The organism is Binatus sp. (SeqCode), from assembly GCF_050013435.1.
Lineage (GTDB): Bacteria > Desulfobacterota > Binatia > Binatales > Binataceae > Binatus.
Map to the genome: position 1 here is coordinate 1 of NZ_JBEKFG010000077.1, position 16,247 is coordinate 16,247.

A 16,247-nucleotide genomic window follows, 5' to 3' on the forward strand; every position below is an offset into this window, starting at 1 on the left:
GCTTCCAGGGCGAGGGCGTCGCCGCCGTGCTGGTCCGCGAGATCCTCAAGGAAGCCCGGGCTCGCCGCCTCAAATACGTTTTCGCATGCACCAATGAGGATCGTGTCGCCGGCTTTTTCTCCCGCCTGGGATTCAAGCGGGTGAATGCTCGCGAGGTCTCCGCGGCCAAGTGGCGCGGCTACGACTCCTCACGCATCAAGAGCCTTAGTATATTCCGCGCCGAGCTCGACTGAGTATTCGATGGCGTGATTAGCTATTCTACATTGACTAGCTATTTTATCTCTGCGTCGAGCCCGATGGCCTTCGCATGAAGCTCAAATCCGCCGCCGCGATCGCTGCGGTCGCCCTGCTCACCGCCATCCTGATGCTTCATCGGCTCGGCGCCGGCGACGTATGCACCGGCAACGAGGCCGTCGAAGGCGTGTTCGTCCAGCAGATGGTCGAGCACGGCCAACTGCTGTTCCCGGTCGAGAACGGCATCACCCCGATGTACAAACCTCCGCTGTTCCATTGGACCGCGGTGGCAATCGATCGCCTCGCCGCAGTCCGCAAAGTGACCGCCGCCAACCTCCGCCTCCCATCCGCGCTTTACGCGGTTGCCGGCGCGGTCCTGACGATGCTGTTCGCGTACGAATTCCTCGGCATCGACGCCGCCGTCCTCGCCGGACTCGCGCTCGCCGGCTCCTACCAGTACGTCAGCCAGGGCCGCTACGGCCGCGTCGACATGACGCTGTGCTTCTTCGAGTCGCTCGCCCTGTTCGCATTTCTGTGGTGGATGCCCCGCGACGCCGCCTCTTCCGGCCCCGCCGCGCGCTTCGAATCCAGCCTGCCCGCGCTCTATCTGATGGCGGTTGCAATGGGTCTCGGGGTGCTCGCCAAGGGCCCCGTCGGCGCAATTCTTCCCGGCGTTTCAATCGTCATCTTCATGTTCGCCGAGCGCCGTGGACGCCAAATCCTGACGATGCTCGATCCCGGCGCGATCATCCTCGGCGCCGCGATCGCTTCGAGCTGGTATCTCGCATGTTACTTCGGCGGACGCTTCGCCTTCCTCAATCGTCAGCTCGACAGCGAAAATGTCGGCCGCTTCTTCGGCTCGCTGGGCGCGATGGCGCCCTGGTATTACCTGAAACCGGTACTCCTCAACTCCGCCCCGCTTAGCCTGATAGTCCCGGTCGCCGCCGTTTACGCATTACTCACTCCATTACTCACTCGGCGCCGCTTCGATTCTACCTTTTCCCCCGGGAAAGACCGCGATGCACTTAATAGCGCGGGTGAGGGCGATCGTTCCCCCGCGCCCGCCGGCTCCGACCGCGCCCGCTATGCCGTCCGCCTCTTCGCGATCTTCTACTTCGCCACTGTCGTCTTTTTCAGCATCGCCGCCTACAAGCGCCGCTCCTATTTGCTGCCGGTATGGCCCGCGGCCGCCGTGATGCTCGCGTGGTGGACGGTCACCGTCCCTCCGCTTGCGTGGCGCCGCGCCGCGACCCGGGCATTTGCCGCCCTATGCGCCGGGCTGGTCGTTTTCAACTTTGTCTATATACCGCGGATGGAAGTCCGGTCATGCCGGGACGATTCATTTCGGCCCGCCGCCGAAGAAATCGCCCGCGTCGCCGCGGCCGCCGACCCGCTTTATCTTTATGGATTTCAGGAAGAGGTGGCGCCGCTGCTGTTCTACCTCGATCGCGACGCGCCCGTTCTCCAGGGCCGTCTCGGCGACGCGCCCCCCGGCTTCATCATCGTGCCAGCCGACGTATGGAAGACCAATCAGCGAGACGCGCTCGGCCTCGAACCTGTCCTGACTTCCGACCACGGCAACCGCCGTCTGGTACTGCTCAAACGCGGCAAGTCCTACGCCTCACGCTGAGCAGGGAAAAGACCGAACGAAATATCTGTCAATTTGAGCGGAAGTCGCTGAAGCGAAGAATCCCGGATCCGGGATCCTTCCCCTTCGGCAGCACTCAGGGCTTCGGCTAGTGGTAGCGGAGTTTACCCCGAGTACTCGAAGGGCTCAGGATGACACGAAGACTATCTGGCGCTTGCGCTCTTCAGCGCCGGCTCGTGTCTCGCTTTCTCCGCCGAATGTCCCACGCATCGCCGCTTCAGCTCCGCGAACGCGTCATCGACGAACGCCTTCATCAGTGCAACGTCGGGCATTACGCGCGGGTCCGCGGTCATTCCGAAGTATAGACTCCGATAGTAACTGAATATTGCGACTGCATATCCCAGCGTTGCGCCGAGCGGTACCAGCGGTACCATGTCCAGGCACACGTGTCCGTTTACATACAGCGGCACCTGCACGCCCGGCACGTTGGTCGCGACAAAATTGATCCCGAATGCAGGCAGCCCGAAGCCGTCGGGCCGCGGCTTCCAATCCGCCCACTTCGCCAGCCGCCCCGCGACGTCCATCACCGTGGTCGCCACGCGCGCTGCCGGAGCAGTCATGGCCGGTGGAATTGCGTCGCCGAGCTGCAATAACGTTTCCAGAGCCTGCGCCGACCCAGCCGCCTTGATTCGCTCGGTCTCCTCGGAGATCAATTTCAGCCGCTCGACGATATCCATCGGCGCCGCCGGCGAGGTCGGGAACATCATCGAGACCCGGTTCCCCAGCGAAGTCTTTTCCTCTTTGTGCCGCACGTTGACCGGACATCCAATGCGCAGTTCCTGTCCTTCGACGGCGTACCCGTGATGCTGCAAGTAGCGCGCCGCGCTCTCGGTCAAAATAGCCAGTACGACATCATTGACCGATCCGCCGAACGCCGATCTGATCGCGCGAAACTCCGCGAACGGTTGACTCGTCCATGCCACGATCCGTTCCTGCGAAACCGGCGTTGCGTTCCATGGCGTCGCCACTATTCGCCGCGTCGCCAGATCAGCCACCAGCCGCGACGCCACCCCCACCTGCCGCGCGCGCTCCGCCACCCACACCGGATCCTCGATCGCTTCGACGGCCGCGTTGATCGTCGAGCTGACGGCGCCTTGAATCCGATCACGCACCGCCTCCCCGAACCGCCGAACCTGGCTCGACGGCTGCGCCGGCACCCACGGTTCCGGCGGCTGGGGAATGTCCTCCGGCTCCGCGCGGAAGTCGTACATCACTTTCGTCAGCTCGACGCCCGACACACCATCGACCAGGCAATGATGCACCTTCCACAAGAGCGCCGTGCGATTTCCCGTCAGGTTGTGGTACGTGTGCAGTTCCCACAGGGGATGCTTGCGGTCGAGCGGTTTCTGATAGCTGCGCATCATCTCGGTCAGCGCATCCGCTTCGCTCATCCCGTCGGGCAGCTGATGGAGATGCACGTGGTTGTCGAGCGAGTATTCCGGGTCGTCTTCCATCATCGCATTCGCCAAATTCAGCGGAACTCCGACCAGCCGCTGCCGGTAGCGCGGCACCAGATGCATCCGTTCCTCGAAATGCCCCAGCATGGCGTTGAAATCGAGCTGGCCTTCGAACAGTGCGATCGATCCGATATGCAGCGGACCACTTTGCGATTCGCCGTAGATAAAGGTCGCGTCCTGAGTCGACAGTCGATAGCTCAAGAGGGATGGAAGTGCGGGTGTTTCGGCCATTTGAACTCACCTCCGAGCCGGATTTCCGTGGAGCTTGGGCCACGACGCGCTGCCCGGTCCAAGCTGGGAAGATCCTGGAAATGACATTGCCGTGGACTCTAAAGTTTGGCAGGCATGGCCGCTTCAGTGCAAGCTGAATTTTGCGGTCGCAACCCTTGCCGGGGCGCCCGCGCTGATCTAAGGATGAGAATTCATACTGCTTAGCACTTGAAAAGTTAAAAGCATCTTACGAGCAGTGTCGATAGCGGCGCTTGCGCACAGTAGTTCGCCGGAGGTTCCGATGGCCGAGCAGATAAAGACCAACCGCCCCTACCCAATCCAGGTTAAACTTCGCGACGGCCGCAGCGCCGTCATTCGCGTCATGGAACCCGGCGACCTCGACAAGATAGTCGAATTCGCCAAGAAGCTCCCCGCCGACGACCTGCTCTTCCTGCGCACCGACATCACCGACCGCAGCGTCGTGAGACAGTGGATCGATGCCATCAAGAACGGACACACCATCACCCTGCTGACCGAGATTGACGGCGAGCTCGTCGCCTACGCCAGCGTTCATCTTGAACAGGCGCGATGGACCCGGCACATCGGCGAAATTCGAGTCATCACCTCGTCGCGTTACCGCGGCACCGGGCTGGGCAAGCGCCTGGTGGCCGAAGTATTTGACCTCGCGCGCTCGCTCGGACTCAAAAAGATCACCGCCCAGATGACCACCGAGCAGACCGCCGCGCGCGCCGCCTTCGAGCGCCTGGGTTTTCAAGTCGAGGCGATGCTTTCAGACTGGGTCCAAGACCGCGACGGCCGCGCCCGCGATCTCCTCATCATGACCCACGACGTCGCCGGCTTCTCCGACCACGTCGTCGCCTGAGCAGCTGTCCGCCGCTGGCGCCCGGGCCGGGAAAAACCGACCTCCGCTGCGCGTTCTGGCTGGCCGCCGGCCCGCGCTGATATAAGTTCGAACAGGGCAGGCCGTCCCTTCAAGGGACGCCCTCCGCTATATTCTCCCCCGATGCGGAAGCGACCAACCATCCCCGTCATGAAGGGTGACCGTGCGATTCGTGGCGCGCCCACCCGCGCGCTCGACGACCTCTACCATTATTTGGTGACGGTTTCGTGGCCGGCCCTGATCGGCATAATCGCTTCGGCGTTCGTCATCGCCAACCTTGTGTTTGCCGTCGGCTACTACTTCGACGGCGGCGTGGAGAATGCCCGTTACCGCTCGTTCGCCGACATGTTTTTTTTCAGCGTACAGACCATGGCGACGATCGGTTACGGCAAGATGGTGCCGGTCACGATGTTCTCGAACATCCTGGTCTCCATCGAGGCGCTGACTGGACTGCTCGCGCTGGCGCTGATGACCGGGCTGGTATTCGCGAAGTTCTCACGGCCCACCGCGCGCGTCAGATTCAGCCGCTATGTGGTCATCGGCCCGCGCGACGGCACGACCAGCCTGATGATCCGGATGGCTAACATGCGCGCGAACCGGATCGTCGAGGCGAATATTCACGTCGTTTTCACCCGCTGGGAAACCACCGTCGAGGGCGAATCCATCCGCCGCTTCTACGATCTGATCATGACGCGCAGCCGCAGTGCGATGTTCGCGTTGTCCTGGACCGCAGTCCATCGCATCGTCGAGGACAGTCCGCTTTTCGGCCAGACCCACGACTCGCTTGCCAATAGCCAGCCCGAAATTGTTGTGTCGATCACCGGACTCGACGAAACGTTTTCTCAGACCATTCATGCCCGGCATACCTACGAGCTTGACGAAATCATTTGGGGCGCGCGCTTCGCCGACGTACTGATTCTCGACCCGGACGGCAGCAGAAGCATTGATTACACCCGCTTCGACGACGTCGAAATGCTCACGCCGGTCAAATGAAGCGATTTCGCGCCTGTTCACACAGCCCCGCAAATCTGGGCATCATCAGCGGGCGTTGCGCGGATTGATTCCGGCGCGCAGCGGGGAGACAGGATGACGTCAGGGACACCAGCTACATCTCGCAGATTTCTCATTGCGATCGCGCGATGGTTCGACACATCGGCCGGTGGCAGTCCCGCCGCCGACGGAGCGCAGAAGACCGACTGGTTCCGATGCATCCCGTTCGTCGCAGTTCATCTGATGTGCCTCGGGGTGATCTGGGTCGGATGGAGCCCGGTCGCGGTTGGCGTCGCTGTCGCGCTGTATTTCATCCGGATGTTCTCGATCACGGGCTTCTACCATCGCTATTTTTCGCATCGCTCGTTCAAGACCTCGCGCGCCGGCCAGTTCGTGTTCGCCGTGATGGGCGCGACGGCGGTGCAGCGCGGGGCGCTATGGTGGGCATCGCATCATCGGCTGCATCATCAGCGCTCCGACGAGCCCGCCGACGTTCATTCGCCGCGTCAGCATGGTTTCATCTGGAGCCACATCGGATGGATCACGTCGGAGTCGAACTTCCGCTCCGAGTTGCGCGTGGTCCGCGATCTCGCGAAATTTCCGGAGCTGATGTTTCTCGATCGCTTCGACGTGCTGGTACCGACCGTGCTCGGCTTCGCGCTGTTTGGGCTGGGGGCTTTTCTCCAGCGTTACGCGCCGGGGCTGCACACCACCGGCGCGCAAATGCTCATCTGGGGCTTTTTCATTTCGACCGTGGTCCTTGCGCACGGCACCTTTACGATCAATTCGCTGGCGCACGTCTTCGGCCGGCGCCGCTACCAGACCGGCGACGACAGCCGCAACAGCTTCACGCTCGCGATGGTCACGCTCGGCGAGGGATGGCACAACAACCACCATCATTACCCGGCGGCAGCGCGAAACGGTTTTTTCTGGTGGGAAATCGACATCACTTACTACGTGCTCAAGATGCTTGAAGCTACCGGCATCATCTGGGAGCTGCGCCAGGTGCCGCCAGAACTGCTCGATGAGTCCCTGCTCGATGAGTCCCGCATCGCGACCAATGCCTCTCCCGCGCATCCGACCCAGCCCCAGGGCGCAATCCGGATAGAGCATACCCGGAGCGAAGCCGAAGCGTCCTGCCAGGACTCAATCTGAGGAGCGGGAAATTGACTCCTGCATCAGCCGGAACATCGCCTGTGTCGTCGCGCTGTCGTTGAGCCGCGGAAACGGTTCGTCGGGGATGGGCACCTCGAGGAAGCGGCACAGCGGCGTCCATCCTTCACGCACGTCGAACACGAGCAGGCGCGCGGAATCGATCGCATCGCGGACCTCTTGATTGTGCCGCTTGAACACCTCGATCGCATGAGCCTTGTCCTCGAAGCGGTTGTCGAACGTCTCGGCGAGAATTGCCTTCCGCACCATCTCCTGCTGGAGCCGAAAGTTTTCGGGCACGCCGTCGGGCAATGGCAATTTCATCGGCGGGTAAATCGTATCGCTCACGCTCTTGTACCAGGCTTCCGGATCGCGCACCGAGAGCAGCACCTTCGCATCCGGGTAATGCGCGGCGATTTCGCGCCACCATCGCGCCCCCGGCCAATCGACCGTGGCTTGGAAGCCGCGGAATATCAGGTCCCAGTCCATCGGATGCCCGAATGCCAGCCGATGCCACATCGCGGCGTGATCGGCGCGCGGAAAAACTTCCATCATGTGATAGCAGGGGCCGAAGCCGAGTTTTTCAAGCGCGTTCTTTAGTGAGAGCGTGCCGGTTCGTCCAAATCCAGCGCCTACTACCTTCAATGCCATCTTAGGACTCCTGGCCGAGCATTCATGTCCGTTTACAACAGCCTAGCCTCGATCACGGATGTAACAAGAGGCCGTCGAAGAGGCGCTGCGTCACGCTCCTGGCCATCTCTTCGACCTTTACAGGGTACAACTCGGATAGTTGGCCGTCGACCACGAGAGCCGAGAGCCCATGAACCACAGACCAGGCCGCGAGCGCCAACTCTTTTGGATCGCCCTCTTTCACCTTACCTACCCTCTGGCACTCCGCGATTACATCCACCAGCAGGCCGAAAGCTTCCGCCGCCGCCTCCGCCAGCGCGGGATACGCAACCTTGTCGGCTACTTCGGGCGCGAACATTACCCGGAAGTGGGATGGGTGGCTGCTCGCGAAGCCAATGTAGGCAAGTCCTAAGGCTTGAAAGCCCTCGATAGGATCGGCCTTATCGCGCGTGCTATCCCGCTGCATTGCAGTCAGCGCTCGAAACCCCTCTTCGGCGACGGCTGCAAGTAATGCTTCCTTGCTGGCGAAGTGCCGATAGGGAGCGGCTTGCGAGACCCCGGCCAAACGCGCCGTGGCGCGAAGCGTGATCCCGCCGGGACCCACGGTCTCGACCAGCCTGAGCGCCGCTTGCAGGATCGCTTCGCGCAGGTTGCCGTGATGATAGGGGCGGCGCGGGCGGCCCGTCTGCGCGCGGACCCGCCGCGCCCGGGAACTCAAAATCCGTTTCTTCACGCCCGATAAGCCCTCCCGGCGGCGATACGGGCAGATGTTGACACCGTTAACATTTAATGTTAACAAGGTTAACAAGCAACCCGACGAAGCGCAAGCGGCTTCGCCGGCCAACCGATGAGGCCAAAACCATGAGCGACCGCTATCGAGAACTTAACGATGAACGCTTCGACGTTATCGTGGTGGGCGCCGGCACGGGAGGCCTGACCGCCGCGGCAATCCTCGCGCGCCGGGGCAAAAAAGTCCTGGTGGTGGATCAGCACAGCGTCGCCGGCGGCAACGCGACTATCTTCCGGCGCAGAGGCTACGAGTTCGACATCGGTCTCCACTACATCGGCGCTTGCCAGGCCGACGGGATGCTGACCCGGCTCCTGCGCGCCGCGGGAATCGAAGATCTGGAGTTCGAAGAGTTGGATCCGGACGGATACGACACGCTGATCTTTCCCGACTTCGAGTTCAAGATTCCCCGCGGGATGGAGCTATTTCGCGACCGCCTCTGCGAATACTTCCCGCGCGAGAAACGCGGGATCGACCGCTACTTCACGCTGCTTCGCCAGTTCGATCGGTTTTCGAAGCTCATGGGAAATCCTGCCCAGGCCCCATCGACGCTGATCCGCTCATTGATGCTCCTGCGCTGGAGAAATGCCACCCTGGGCGAGTTCCTCGACTCCTGCACCAGGGACGTGCGCCTAAGGGCGGTCCTCACCGCCCAAAACGGCACCTATGCCATGCCGCCGAGCCGCGCTTCGCTCCTTATCCATGCGGCCATCGCACTCCACTACATGGAGGGCGCCTACTATCCCAAAGGCGGCGGACAGGTCATTTCGGATCGATTGGCCGACGCGGTCGAGCGCTTCGGAGGCAAGGTTCTACTGCTCACCAAGGTCGAACGCATCGCCGTGCGCGACGGCAAGGTCGAGGGAGTCGAACTGGACAGCCGGCATCTGGGGCGGCGTTTCATCCAGGCGCCGATCGTGATCTCGGATGCGGACCTGAAGCGCACCATGATCGACCTGGTCGGCGCCGAGCACCTTCAATCCAGGACCGTCGATCGCACCCGGCACTTCGAGATGTCCCCGGCTTTGGGAGTCCTGTACCTAGGGATACGGCGCGACCTGAAGGCCGAAGCTCATCCGCGCACCAACTACCTGATTAATCCCGGCTACGACTGCGAGCCTGCCTATGCGGCCGTCGCCCGTGGTGAGTTCCCCGAACAGCCGTTCGCGTATGCGACGATCGCGTCGCTCAAGGACCCGACCAACGCGCGCGTGGCGCCGCACGGGATCACGAACCTCCAGATCATGTCTATCGTGCCGTCCGATCCTGCCGCGTGGGGAGTAAGCGAAGAGGACGCCAGGAGCCGCGACTACCGCCGCAGCGAAGGATATCGGCACCACAAGCTGGTGTACGCTCGCTCGCTCATCGCGGCTGCCGAGCGCGTTTTCCCCGGACTGTCAGGTCAGATTGAATTTGAAGAGGTTGCGACTCCGCTTACTCAGTCCAGGTACACCGGCTCGACGGGCGGAACGTCCTATGGGATTGCGCCCACCCCGGATCAATTCCTGCTGCGCCGGCCCGGCTCGAAGACCGAGGTTTCAGGCCTCTATCTCTGCGGCGCGAGTTGCCGCACCGGCCATGGCATCATGGGCGTGGCGCTCTCGGGTCTGATGGCGGCCGCGGAAGTCACAGGCGATGGCCTCGTGCGTGAGGTGCTAGGTCCGCCGCGCCAAGCTTCGGCAACTCGCCCTTGAAAGCAACCTGACGCGCAGCACGCTCGCGCCGATCGCGCGATCAAGCCCAAGCCAAAGCGCGCAAAGCGATGGGGTCGTAGCAGTTAGAAACACGCGTCGCCCCTGAGCTCAACGCGCTTTCCACTGGCTCGACAATTTGATCGAGAGACCCCGATAGCCATCGGGGCATGCTGCCATGCCCAAGCCATTTGGACTACCTAAACGGGCTCTTTGTCTTCGTCAATCAGGTCGCGTAATCTAACCGGGGAGCAAATGAAGATCGACGCCTTCATAAAGCTTATTTCCGACCTCACGGGGACTGAAGTCAAAGGGATCGTCGATTCAGACCGTGAATGTCTCGAAAAACTCTTGTCGAAAAACGACGACCTAATCGATTGCTCACAATTTAACGAGCTCCTTCTTTTGGTGAACAAAGATCGCGTGAGGCCGCCATTTTTTCGCCATTTCTTTGGTGGCTCGTGCAAAATTGATGACATCCAGGAAGGAGTTCAGCTCTTCCGAAAAACGGCTATGCTCCGGTACGGAAACTTTGTTTTTGCGTACCGAACTCTATCAAAAATTCGTGAGGATCAAGCTTTCTTGGATGAGCTCGCCGAATGGTCGGCTAAGTCAGATGACGAAACGACTCGGCTGCTAGAGCGTAAGCCGAAGCTGCTCGAAATCGATTCAATCGATCGTGACAGCACGGTTCTGCTCGGCTATCTCTCTGTTGCGGAGATGGCAAAGGACAAGACGAGCTGCGATCTCTTGAACCAAATCGCAGAAGAATCGGGGCAAGGTTCGATCAAGCGCCTGATTTCGTCGATCGGCAAGTACGCGAAACCGGAGTATAAAAGCGATTTAGAGAAACTGGTGGCGCGTTACATCGGTCAAAACCCCGATGCCAACCTTGCTACGTTCAAAGATTTTCTGCGGCGATCTCGTGAGCAGATTGATAAAACCGCATCTCGCATCAAGAAAGCGCAGGGTAAAGGTCAACATAACCAGGACGTATATCTCACTTGGGACCATATGGATGTATATTTCGCAACTTCCATGAGAAAGCCCTGGGAGTTTAAGGAGCTCTACGATTTCATCCAGCAACTGATGAGCGCTCCAGAGATCTTGGAATTGCATTTGCGGTATTTCGATCCTACTCAAAGCTACACGGGGAACCGGATCAACAAAGGCTTGCTGGAAACACTGATGCTCAAGCGGGCGAGATGCACGGTCTATTCTGTGCAAGACACAGACACACTGGGCAAAGATTCTGAGCTTGCCGCGACGCTGGCACAGGGGAAACCGGTGATCGCGTACTTGCCAGAAGTGGATGTGGAGAAGCGCGCGCGCGAACTAGCCTGCGAAGATCCTCAGACAATAACGGACCGTCTAAAATTCGTGGCATTTGCCGACAGCAGTTTCGATGATAACGTGGATGGAGCCGAGGGTGATTTCATTCGGCGATTCGATGAGCTCGAGGAGTTCTGCAGACGGAGGATTTGGCACTCTGTTTCCGACGTTCAAGCCGTGAGGTCTCTGAGAAATCGTTGTGAGAAGGAGATACTACGCCTTTGCAGAATTATCGCGGCGGCGGAAAAAAGAATTTGTGACGGTCGGGCAAAAATCTTTAGGACCATTCATCCTTTAGCGCTTCAGGTTAATCTCGCCACGGGCGTCGCCAACGGGGTGCTGTTGGTACGCTCGGTGGAACAGGCCGCGAGGCTTTTGCGGTGCGTTGTTACAAGGTCTATGGAATTTGATCTTGAGGAAGACGCCGAGCTCTGGCGCCTTCGAGAACGAATCAGCGGTTGCGATTACCGAGTCGTGACGAAAGATCCAAAACTCAGTAATTGCTTCTGGAATTTTTATTTGAACTAGCCTTGTATTGTGGAGGAGGGAGTCTGTGTCTGCGTCAAAATTGATATTGCACCGCATCGCGAGTTCCGCTGAACCGAAGTTCGACGAGCCCTCCTCGTACGATGTCGATAAAATTCTTACCGAGTACCGGATGCAGCTCCTCTCTCTGCGAGGACTCCGAATAATCCAGAAGGCGAAGGCGGGCGCTGCGAAGCTTAAACGAAGCAAGTAGCGACCGTGCCGCCTCGCGTCCCTTTGCCCTAAACTTGAGAACCGTCTACACTCGGTGATCCCAAAATCTTGGTATCGGAGGACTGCATCATGTCTGGCGAAGACGATCCGCGCGCTCAGGTGTTCGACGACGAACATCCCGGACCCATCCTTGAATCCGCCCTTGCCCACACGATGCTGAGCGAAGTTGTGTCGCAGCCGGTGCTGACTGTCTCTCCCTCGACCACTCTCGCCGACACGATTCACCTGATGCAGAAGGAGCGCCGCTCGTGCGTTCTGATCATGGAGAACAACCGGCTGGTTGGCATCTTCACCGAACGCGACATCCTGATGAAGGTGGCGGCCCAGCCACTCGACCTTCTCCACACTCCGGTCTCCGGCTCGATGACCGCCGATCCGTTCACGCTCCCGGCCGACGCAAATGTGGCGTTCGCGCTGAACAAGATGGTGCTCGAGGGATTCCGCCACATTCCGCTGGTTGACGGCGCGGGCCGTCCGACGGCGGTAGTCTCGATGCGCAATGTGATCGAGTATCTCGGCGAGATTTATTCCCGTGAAATGCTGACGGTGCCGCCCGATCCAAGTCAGCACCACCGTTTCAAGGATCGCGAGGGCGCCTGACCACGCCCGCTGCGCCCCCGCCGCCGCCGCCGAGGCGCTGTCGTTGCCGGGCTCTCTTGACGCGGTACTTACACCCGCGCTAATGCCGCAGCTATGCAATATGCGCGGCGCTTTCCAACCGCGCGCGAGCCGCTTGGTCGTTCAATTTTTCGAGGAGACAAATCATGGCTCGGCTGACGGGCAAAGTTGCGTTAATCGTCGGAGGCGGCGCGGACGGGCCGGCGAAAGCCGGTGAGAAACTCTCCATCGGCAACGGCCGCGCCACCGCAATAGTGTGCGCCCGCGAAGGCGCGGCCGTGATGGTTGCCGATCGCTCGCTGGAACTCGCCGAACAAACCGCCGCCGCAATTCGCGACGAAGGTGGACGCGCCGAGGCGGTCGCCGCCGACGTCAGCATCGAGGAGCAATGCCGCGGCGCCGTCGAGGCAACCATACGCGCGTTCTCCGCGCTCCATCTGATGGTGAACAACGTCGGAATCGCCATCGGCGGCAACTTGTTGAATACCGTCACCGCGCAGTTCGACACGATGCTGGCAGTCAACCTTCGCGGCCATTTCCTGATGATGCGTTACGCGGTGCCCGAGATCGCAAAAGCCGGCGGCGGCGCGATCGTCAACGTTTCGTCGCTGGCCGCGTTGCGCAGCAACTCGGTGATTGCCTACGAAGCGACCAAGGCCGCGATTCTCGGGCTTTCACGCTCGGCCGCGGTTTCGCACGCGCGCGACAACATCCGCGTCAACACGATCCTGCCCGGGCTGATCGATTCCTCGATGGTGCGCCGCCTGGTCGGCGATCGCGAGAGCGCCGTCGCCGCGCGAATCCCGCTGCGCCGCCAGGGAACCCCGTGGGAGATCGCAAATGCGATCGTCTTTCTCCTCTCGGACGACGCGTCCTATATCACCGGTACGGAATTGATTGTTGACGGCGGTCTCGCCGCGCGCTGAGTGCCGTTGCGACGGCAGCGCAGGCTCTTTGCACGCTTGTGCTCAACTCGACCTTGTCTGTACGTTCGCCCGTGGGGTTGAGAAGGATCGCGCAGGCGAAATGGGGTAACGGTAGTGGAAAGTCCCTGAAAAAGGTGAATCGTGCGCAAGGTGAAATTCGGTTATCAGCTCGATTTCCGCAATCCTCCGGGCTCGACGCTGTCGTTTCGCGATCTCTACCGCGAGTCGCTCGCACAGGCCCAGGCCGCCGAGCAGCTCGGCTTCGATTCCATCTGGCTCACCGAGCATCATTTCACCGACGACGGCTACCTGCCCGCGCTGATGCCCGCGGCGGCTGCCATCGCGGCCCGCACCACCCGCGTCAGCATCGGCACCTACGTACTGCTGGCGCCGTTTTATCATCCGCTGAAGCTTGCCGAGGACGCGGCGTTCGTCGATGTAATCTCGGGCGGCCGGCTGCGGCTGGGAATTGGCCTGGGCTATCGGGCCGAGGAGTTCGAGGGCTTCGGCGTGCCACGCGCGCAGCGCCTGGGCCGCACGCTCGAGACCATCGAGATTCTCAAGCTTGCGTGGCGCGGTGAGCGATTCAGTTTCGACGGCAGGTATTTCAAGTTCCGCGACGTGCGCGTGCTGCCGCGGCCCGTGACCGAGCCGCATCCCGAGCTGCTGTGGGGAGCGGGCGCGGCGAAAGCGATTCGGCGCGCCGCCGAGCTCGATCTGTCGTTCGCGTGCGTAGGCGGCCGCAGGGAAATCGCCATCTATCTCGAGGCGCTCAAAGCCGCCGGCAAGGATCCCGCCCGCTACAGTATCGCGAACAGCCGCGTGGTTTTCGTCGCCGACAGCGAGGAACAGGCGTGGCGCGACACCCGCGACGCGCTCATGTACCAGGCCGAGCTTTACGGGCTATGGCTCTCGGCGGCCGCCGGCACCACCGACCAGAGCAAGGTGCTGATTCGTCCCGACCCGGACCGGCTTAGACGCACCAGCGTGCTCGGAACGGCCTCCGAAGTCGCCGCAAAGCTCGAAGAAGTACTCGCTTCGACTCCGATGACCGAGCTCGTGGTCGTGATGCAGTTGCCGGGACTCGATCCCGCCAAGGCGCGCCGCTCGCTGGACAGGTTCGGCGCTGAAGTGTTACCGCGCCTCAGGTAGCTCCGTTTCCAGAAAAGGAAAACCCCCGGGCTTTGCGTCCCGGGGGTTCTCAGTCACGAAAGTAATCTCGAGCTGCTAGAACGGTGACGATTTGTCATAAGTGACCGACCACGTCACGTTGGCAGGAAGCGCAAATATGTCGTCGGGTTCCCCCCACACCTCCATCAAATCGCCCACACTGAATGGGTTGAAGCCGCCGGTCACCGCGACGAGGCTATTACAGGTCGTGTCCGGGTTGGTGATGGTACAAGTAACGCCAGGAAGAGAACCACCGTAGACGCAAACATTAGGGGACAGGAAGTCACAGAGCAAGAAGGTGTAGCTCATCGGAGCGCCGGTTATCGGATCGTCGCCCGGGGCTTGATCGAGGCGTACGTAGAAGTTGTATGCTTCGCCCGCATCATTCATCGGCACCGCGATGTCGATGTTAGGAGGGGTGAATGGAAATTGCTCCGAGCCATTGCCCGGCCCCAGAATGGTATAAGGATAAACACCGGCCAAACTGACACCTTCGTCAGCGCCAAACGTACCCAGCGATCCTCCGGTCAGGAAGGTTTTGCCGGTCTCGGTTGTGCCGTTGGCGCCCCCAACGCCTGTAGCGCCGGCCAGACCGGCCAGTCCCCGAATTCCAGGATTACCCTGAATTCCTGATGGGCCCGTAGGTCCCGTCGGCCCGGCAACACCCTGCGCACCCTGCGGTCCCACCGCTCCTTGTGGCCCACTCGGACCCGTCGCTCCGGTAATACCCGCCAGGCCTTGGGCACCCGCCGGGCCCGCATATCCGGCCGGACCGGTCGGTCCCGTCGCTCCGGTTGGTCCAGTGATTTGCCACGAGAGTTGGGTCTGAGTTGCGAGGCATGGGACATCGACGCCCCTGATTCTGCCGTTGCCATCGTTGATACAAATCGACAAAGTTTGCGCCTGGCCAACGCCTGGAAGTGCTACCAGGCCGATTATCGCGGCGGCGGTCGCACCGGCGATCCAGCGCCACGCGAATTTCAAGGAAGCAGGCATGTTGGCGCCCTCCACAAAGGGAAAACCCCCATGCTTTGCGTCCCGGGGGTTCTCAGTCACGAAAGTAATCTCGATCCGCTAGAACGGTGACGATTTGTCATAAGTGACCGACCACGTCACGTCCGCAGGATTCGTGAATTCGTCGAATACGCTACCTAATTGCGGTTCCGCCCACACCGCCAGCAAATCGCCCGCAGCAAATGGGTTGAAGCCGCCGGTCACCGCGACGAGGCTATTGCAGGTCGTGTCCGGGTTGGTGATGGTACAAGTAACACCAGGAAGATACGGACCGAAACGGCATGTACTAATAGAGGGGAAGAAGTCGCAGAGGTAGAAGGTGTAGCCCATGGGAAGGCCAGTTATCGGATCGTTGCCCGGGGCTTGATCGAGGCGTACGAAGAAGTTGTATGCTTCGCCCGCATCATTCATCGGCACCGCGGTGTTAAGTGGAACCACGAAATTATACTGCTCCGAGCCATTGCCCGGCCCCAGAACGGTATAAGGTTCAATTCCGATCAACTCGACACCTTCGTCAGCGCCAAACGTACCCAGCGATCCTCCGGTCAGGAAGGTTTTGCCGGTCTCGGTTGTGCCGTTGGCGCCCCCAACGCCTGTAGCACCGGCCAGACCGGCCAGTCCCCGAATTCCAGGATTACCCTGAATTCCTGATGGGCCCGTAGGTCCCGTCGGCCCGGCAACACCCTGCGCACCCTGCGGTCCCACCGCTCCTTGTGGCCCACTCGGAC

At 60.9% G+C, this 16,247-nt stretch carries 14 protein-coding genes and 1 pseudogene; 10 read left to right on the forward strand and 5 right to left on the reverse strand.

The features are described from left to right. Nucleotides 1–233: GNAT family N-acetyltransferase (locus ABSB13_RS14005; protein WP_490338404.1), on the forward strand; the 233-nt coding region annotated here is incomplete at its 5' end. A 74-nt stretch (nucleotides 234–307) separates the two neighbouring features. Continuing rightward, nucleotides 308–1,864, forward strand: coding sequence for an ArnT family glycosyltransferase (locus ABSB13_RS14010; protein ID WP_428109590.1), 1,557 nt, complete (start codon nucleotides 308–310; stop codon nucleotides 1,862–1,864). Between the two features lie 161 nt (nucleotides 1,865–2,025). Here the strand turns inward: ABSB13_RS14010 and ABSB13_RS14015 are convergent, their stop codons facing one another. Continuing rightward, a complete protein-coding gene (locus ABSB13_RS14015) occupies nucleotides 2,026–3,570 on the reverse strand; it encodes a wax ester/triacylglycerol synthase family O-acyltransferase (protein ID WP_428109592.1) in 1,545 nt (514 codons plus the stop codon). 280 nt (nucleotides 3,571–3,850) lie between these two features. Between ABSB13_RS14015 and ABSB13_RS14020 the strand changes: the two genes are divergently transcribed. The 3 genes from ABSB13_RS14020 to ABSB13_RS14030 all read left to right on the forward strand — a co-directional run bounded on the left by ABSB13_RS14020 (nucleotide 3,851) and on the right by ABSB13_RS14030 (nucleotide 6,595). Continuing rightward, a complete protein-coding gene (locus tag ABSB13_RS14020; protein WP_428109594.1) occupies nucleotides 3,851–4,432 on the forward strand; it encodes a GNAT family N-acetyltransferase in 582 nt (193 codons plus the stop codon). Nucleotides 4,433–4,573: 141 nt separating this feature from the next. Further along, the gene (locus ABSB13_RS14025) at nucleotides 4,574–5,443 is read left to right on the forward strand and encodes an ion channel (protein WP_428109596.1); all 870 of its coding nucleotides are present in this window, start codon (nucleotides 4,574–4,576) and stop codon (nucleotides 5,441–5,443) included. A gap of 93 nt (nucleotides 5,444–5,536) precedes the next feature. After that, a complete protein-coding gene (locus tag ABSB13_RS14030) occupies nucleotides 5,537–6,595 on the forward strand; it encodes an acyl-CoA desaturase (protein WP_428109599.1) in 1,059 nt (352 codons plus the stop codon). Here ABSB13_RS14030 and ABSB13_RS14035 read toward each other — a convergent pair. Further along, a complete protein-coding gene (locus tag ABSB13_RS14035; protein ID WP_428109601.1) occupies nucleotides 6,587–7,243 on the reverse strand; it encodes a sulfotransferase family protein in 657 nt (218 codons plus the stop codon). The two genes, ABSB13_RS14030 and ABSB13_RS14035, sit on opposite strands and share 9 nt — an antisense overlap. A gap of 52 nt (nucleotides 7,244–7,295) precedes the next feature. Next, the gene (locus ABSB13_RS14040; RefSeq protein ID WP_428109603.1) at nucleotides 7,296–7,955 is read right to left on the reverse strand and encodes a TetR/AcrR family transcriptional regulator; all 660 of its coding nucleotides are present in this window, start codon (nucleotides 7,953–7,955) and stop codon (nucleotides 7,296–7,298) included. A gap of 128 nt (nucleotides 7,956–8,083) precedes the next feature. On the opposite strand from ABSB13_RS14040, the gene ABSB13_RS14045 reads away from it, so the two are divergent. The 5 genes from ABSB13_RS14045 to ABSB13_RS14065 all read left to right on the forward strand — a co-directional run bounded on the left by ABSB13_RS14045 (nucleotide 8,084) and on the right by ABSB13_RS14065 (nucleotide 14,487). Further along, entirely contained in the window at nucleotides 8,084–9,703 is a 1,620-nt protein-coding gene (locus ABSB13_RS14045) for a phytoene desaturase family protein (protein WP_428109606.1), read from the forward strand. 252 nt (nucleotides 9,704–9,955) lie between these two features. Further along, entirely contained in the window at nucleotides 9,956–11,560 is a 1,605-nt protein-coding gene (locus ABSB13_RS14050) for a hypothetical protein (RefSeq protein ID WP_428109608.1), read from the forward strand. Nucleotides 11,561–11,860: 300 nt separating this feature from the next. Next, the gene (locus ABSB13_RS14055; protein ID WP_428109611.1) at nucleotides 11,861–12,391 is read left to right on the forward strand and encodes a CBS domain-containing protein; all 531 of its coding nucleotides are present in this window, start codon (nucleotides 11,861–11,863) and stop codon (nucleotides 12,389–12,391) included. Between the two features lie 164 nt (nucleotides 12,392–12,555). Next, entirely contained in the window at nucleotides 12,556–13,335 is a 780-nt protein-coding gene (locus tag ABSB13_RS14060) for an SDR family NAD(P)-dependent oxidoreductase (RefSeq protein ID WP_428109613.1), read from the forward strand. 141 nt (nucleotides 13,336–13,476) lie between these two features. Further along, the gene (locus ABSB13_RS14065) at nucleotides 13,477–14,487 is read left to right on the forward strand and encodes an LLM class flavin-dependent oxidoreductase (protein ID WP_428109615.1); all 1,011 of its coding nucleotides are present in this window, start codon (nucleotides 13,477–13,479) and stop codon (nucleotides 14,485–14,487) included. Between the two features lie 75 nt (nucleotides 14,488–14,562). On the opposite strand, the gene ABSB13_RS14070 is transcribed toward ABSB13_RS14065, so the two are convergent. Beyond that, complete coding sequence (locus ABSB13_RS14070) at nucleotides 14,563–15,501, reverse strand: hypothetical protein (RefSeq protein WP_428109618.1); 939 nt, start codon at nucleotides 15,499–15,501, stop codon at nucleotides 14,563–14,565. 78 nt (nucleotides 15,502–15,579) lie between these two features. Continuing rightward, nucleotides 15,580–16,247: pseudogene (locus ABSB13_RS14075) on the reverse strand (hypothetical protein); the annotation flags it as partial.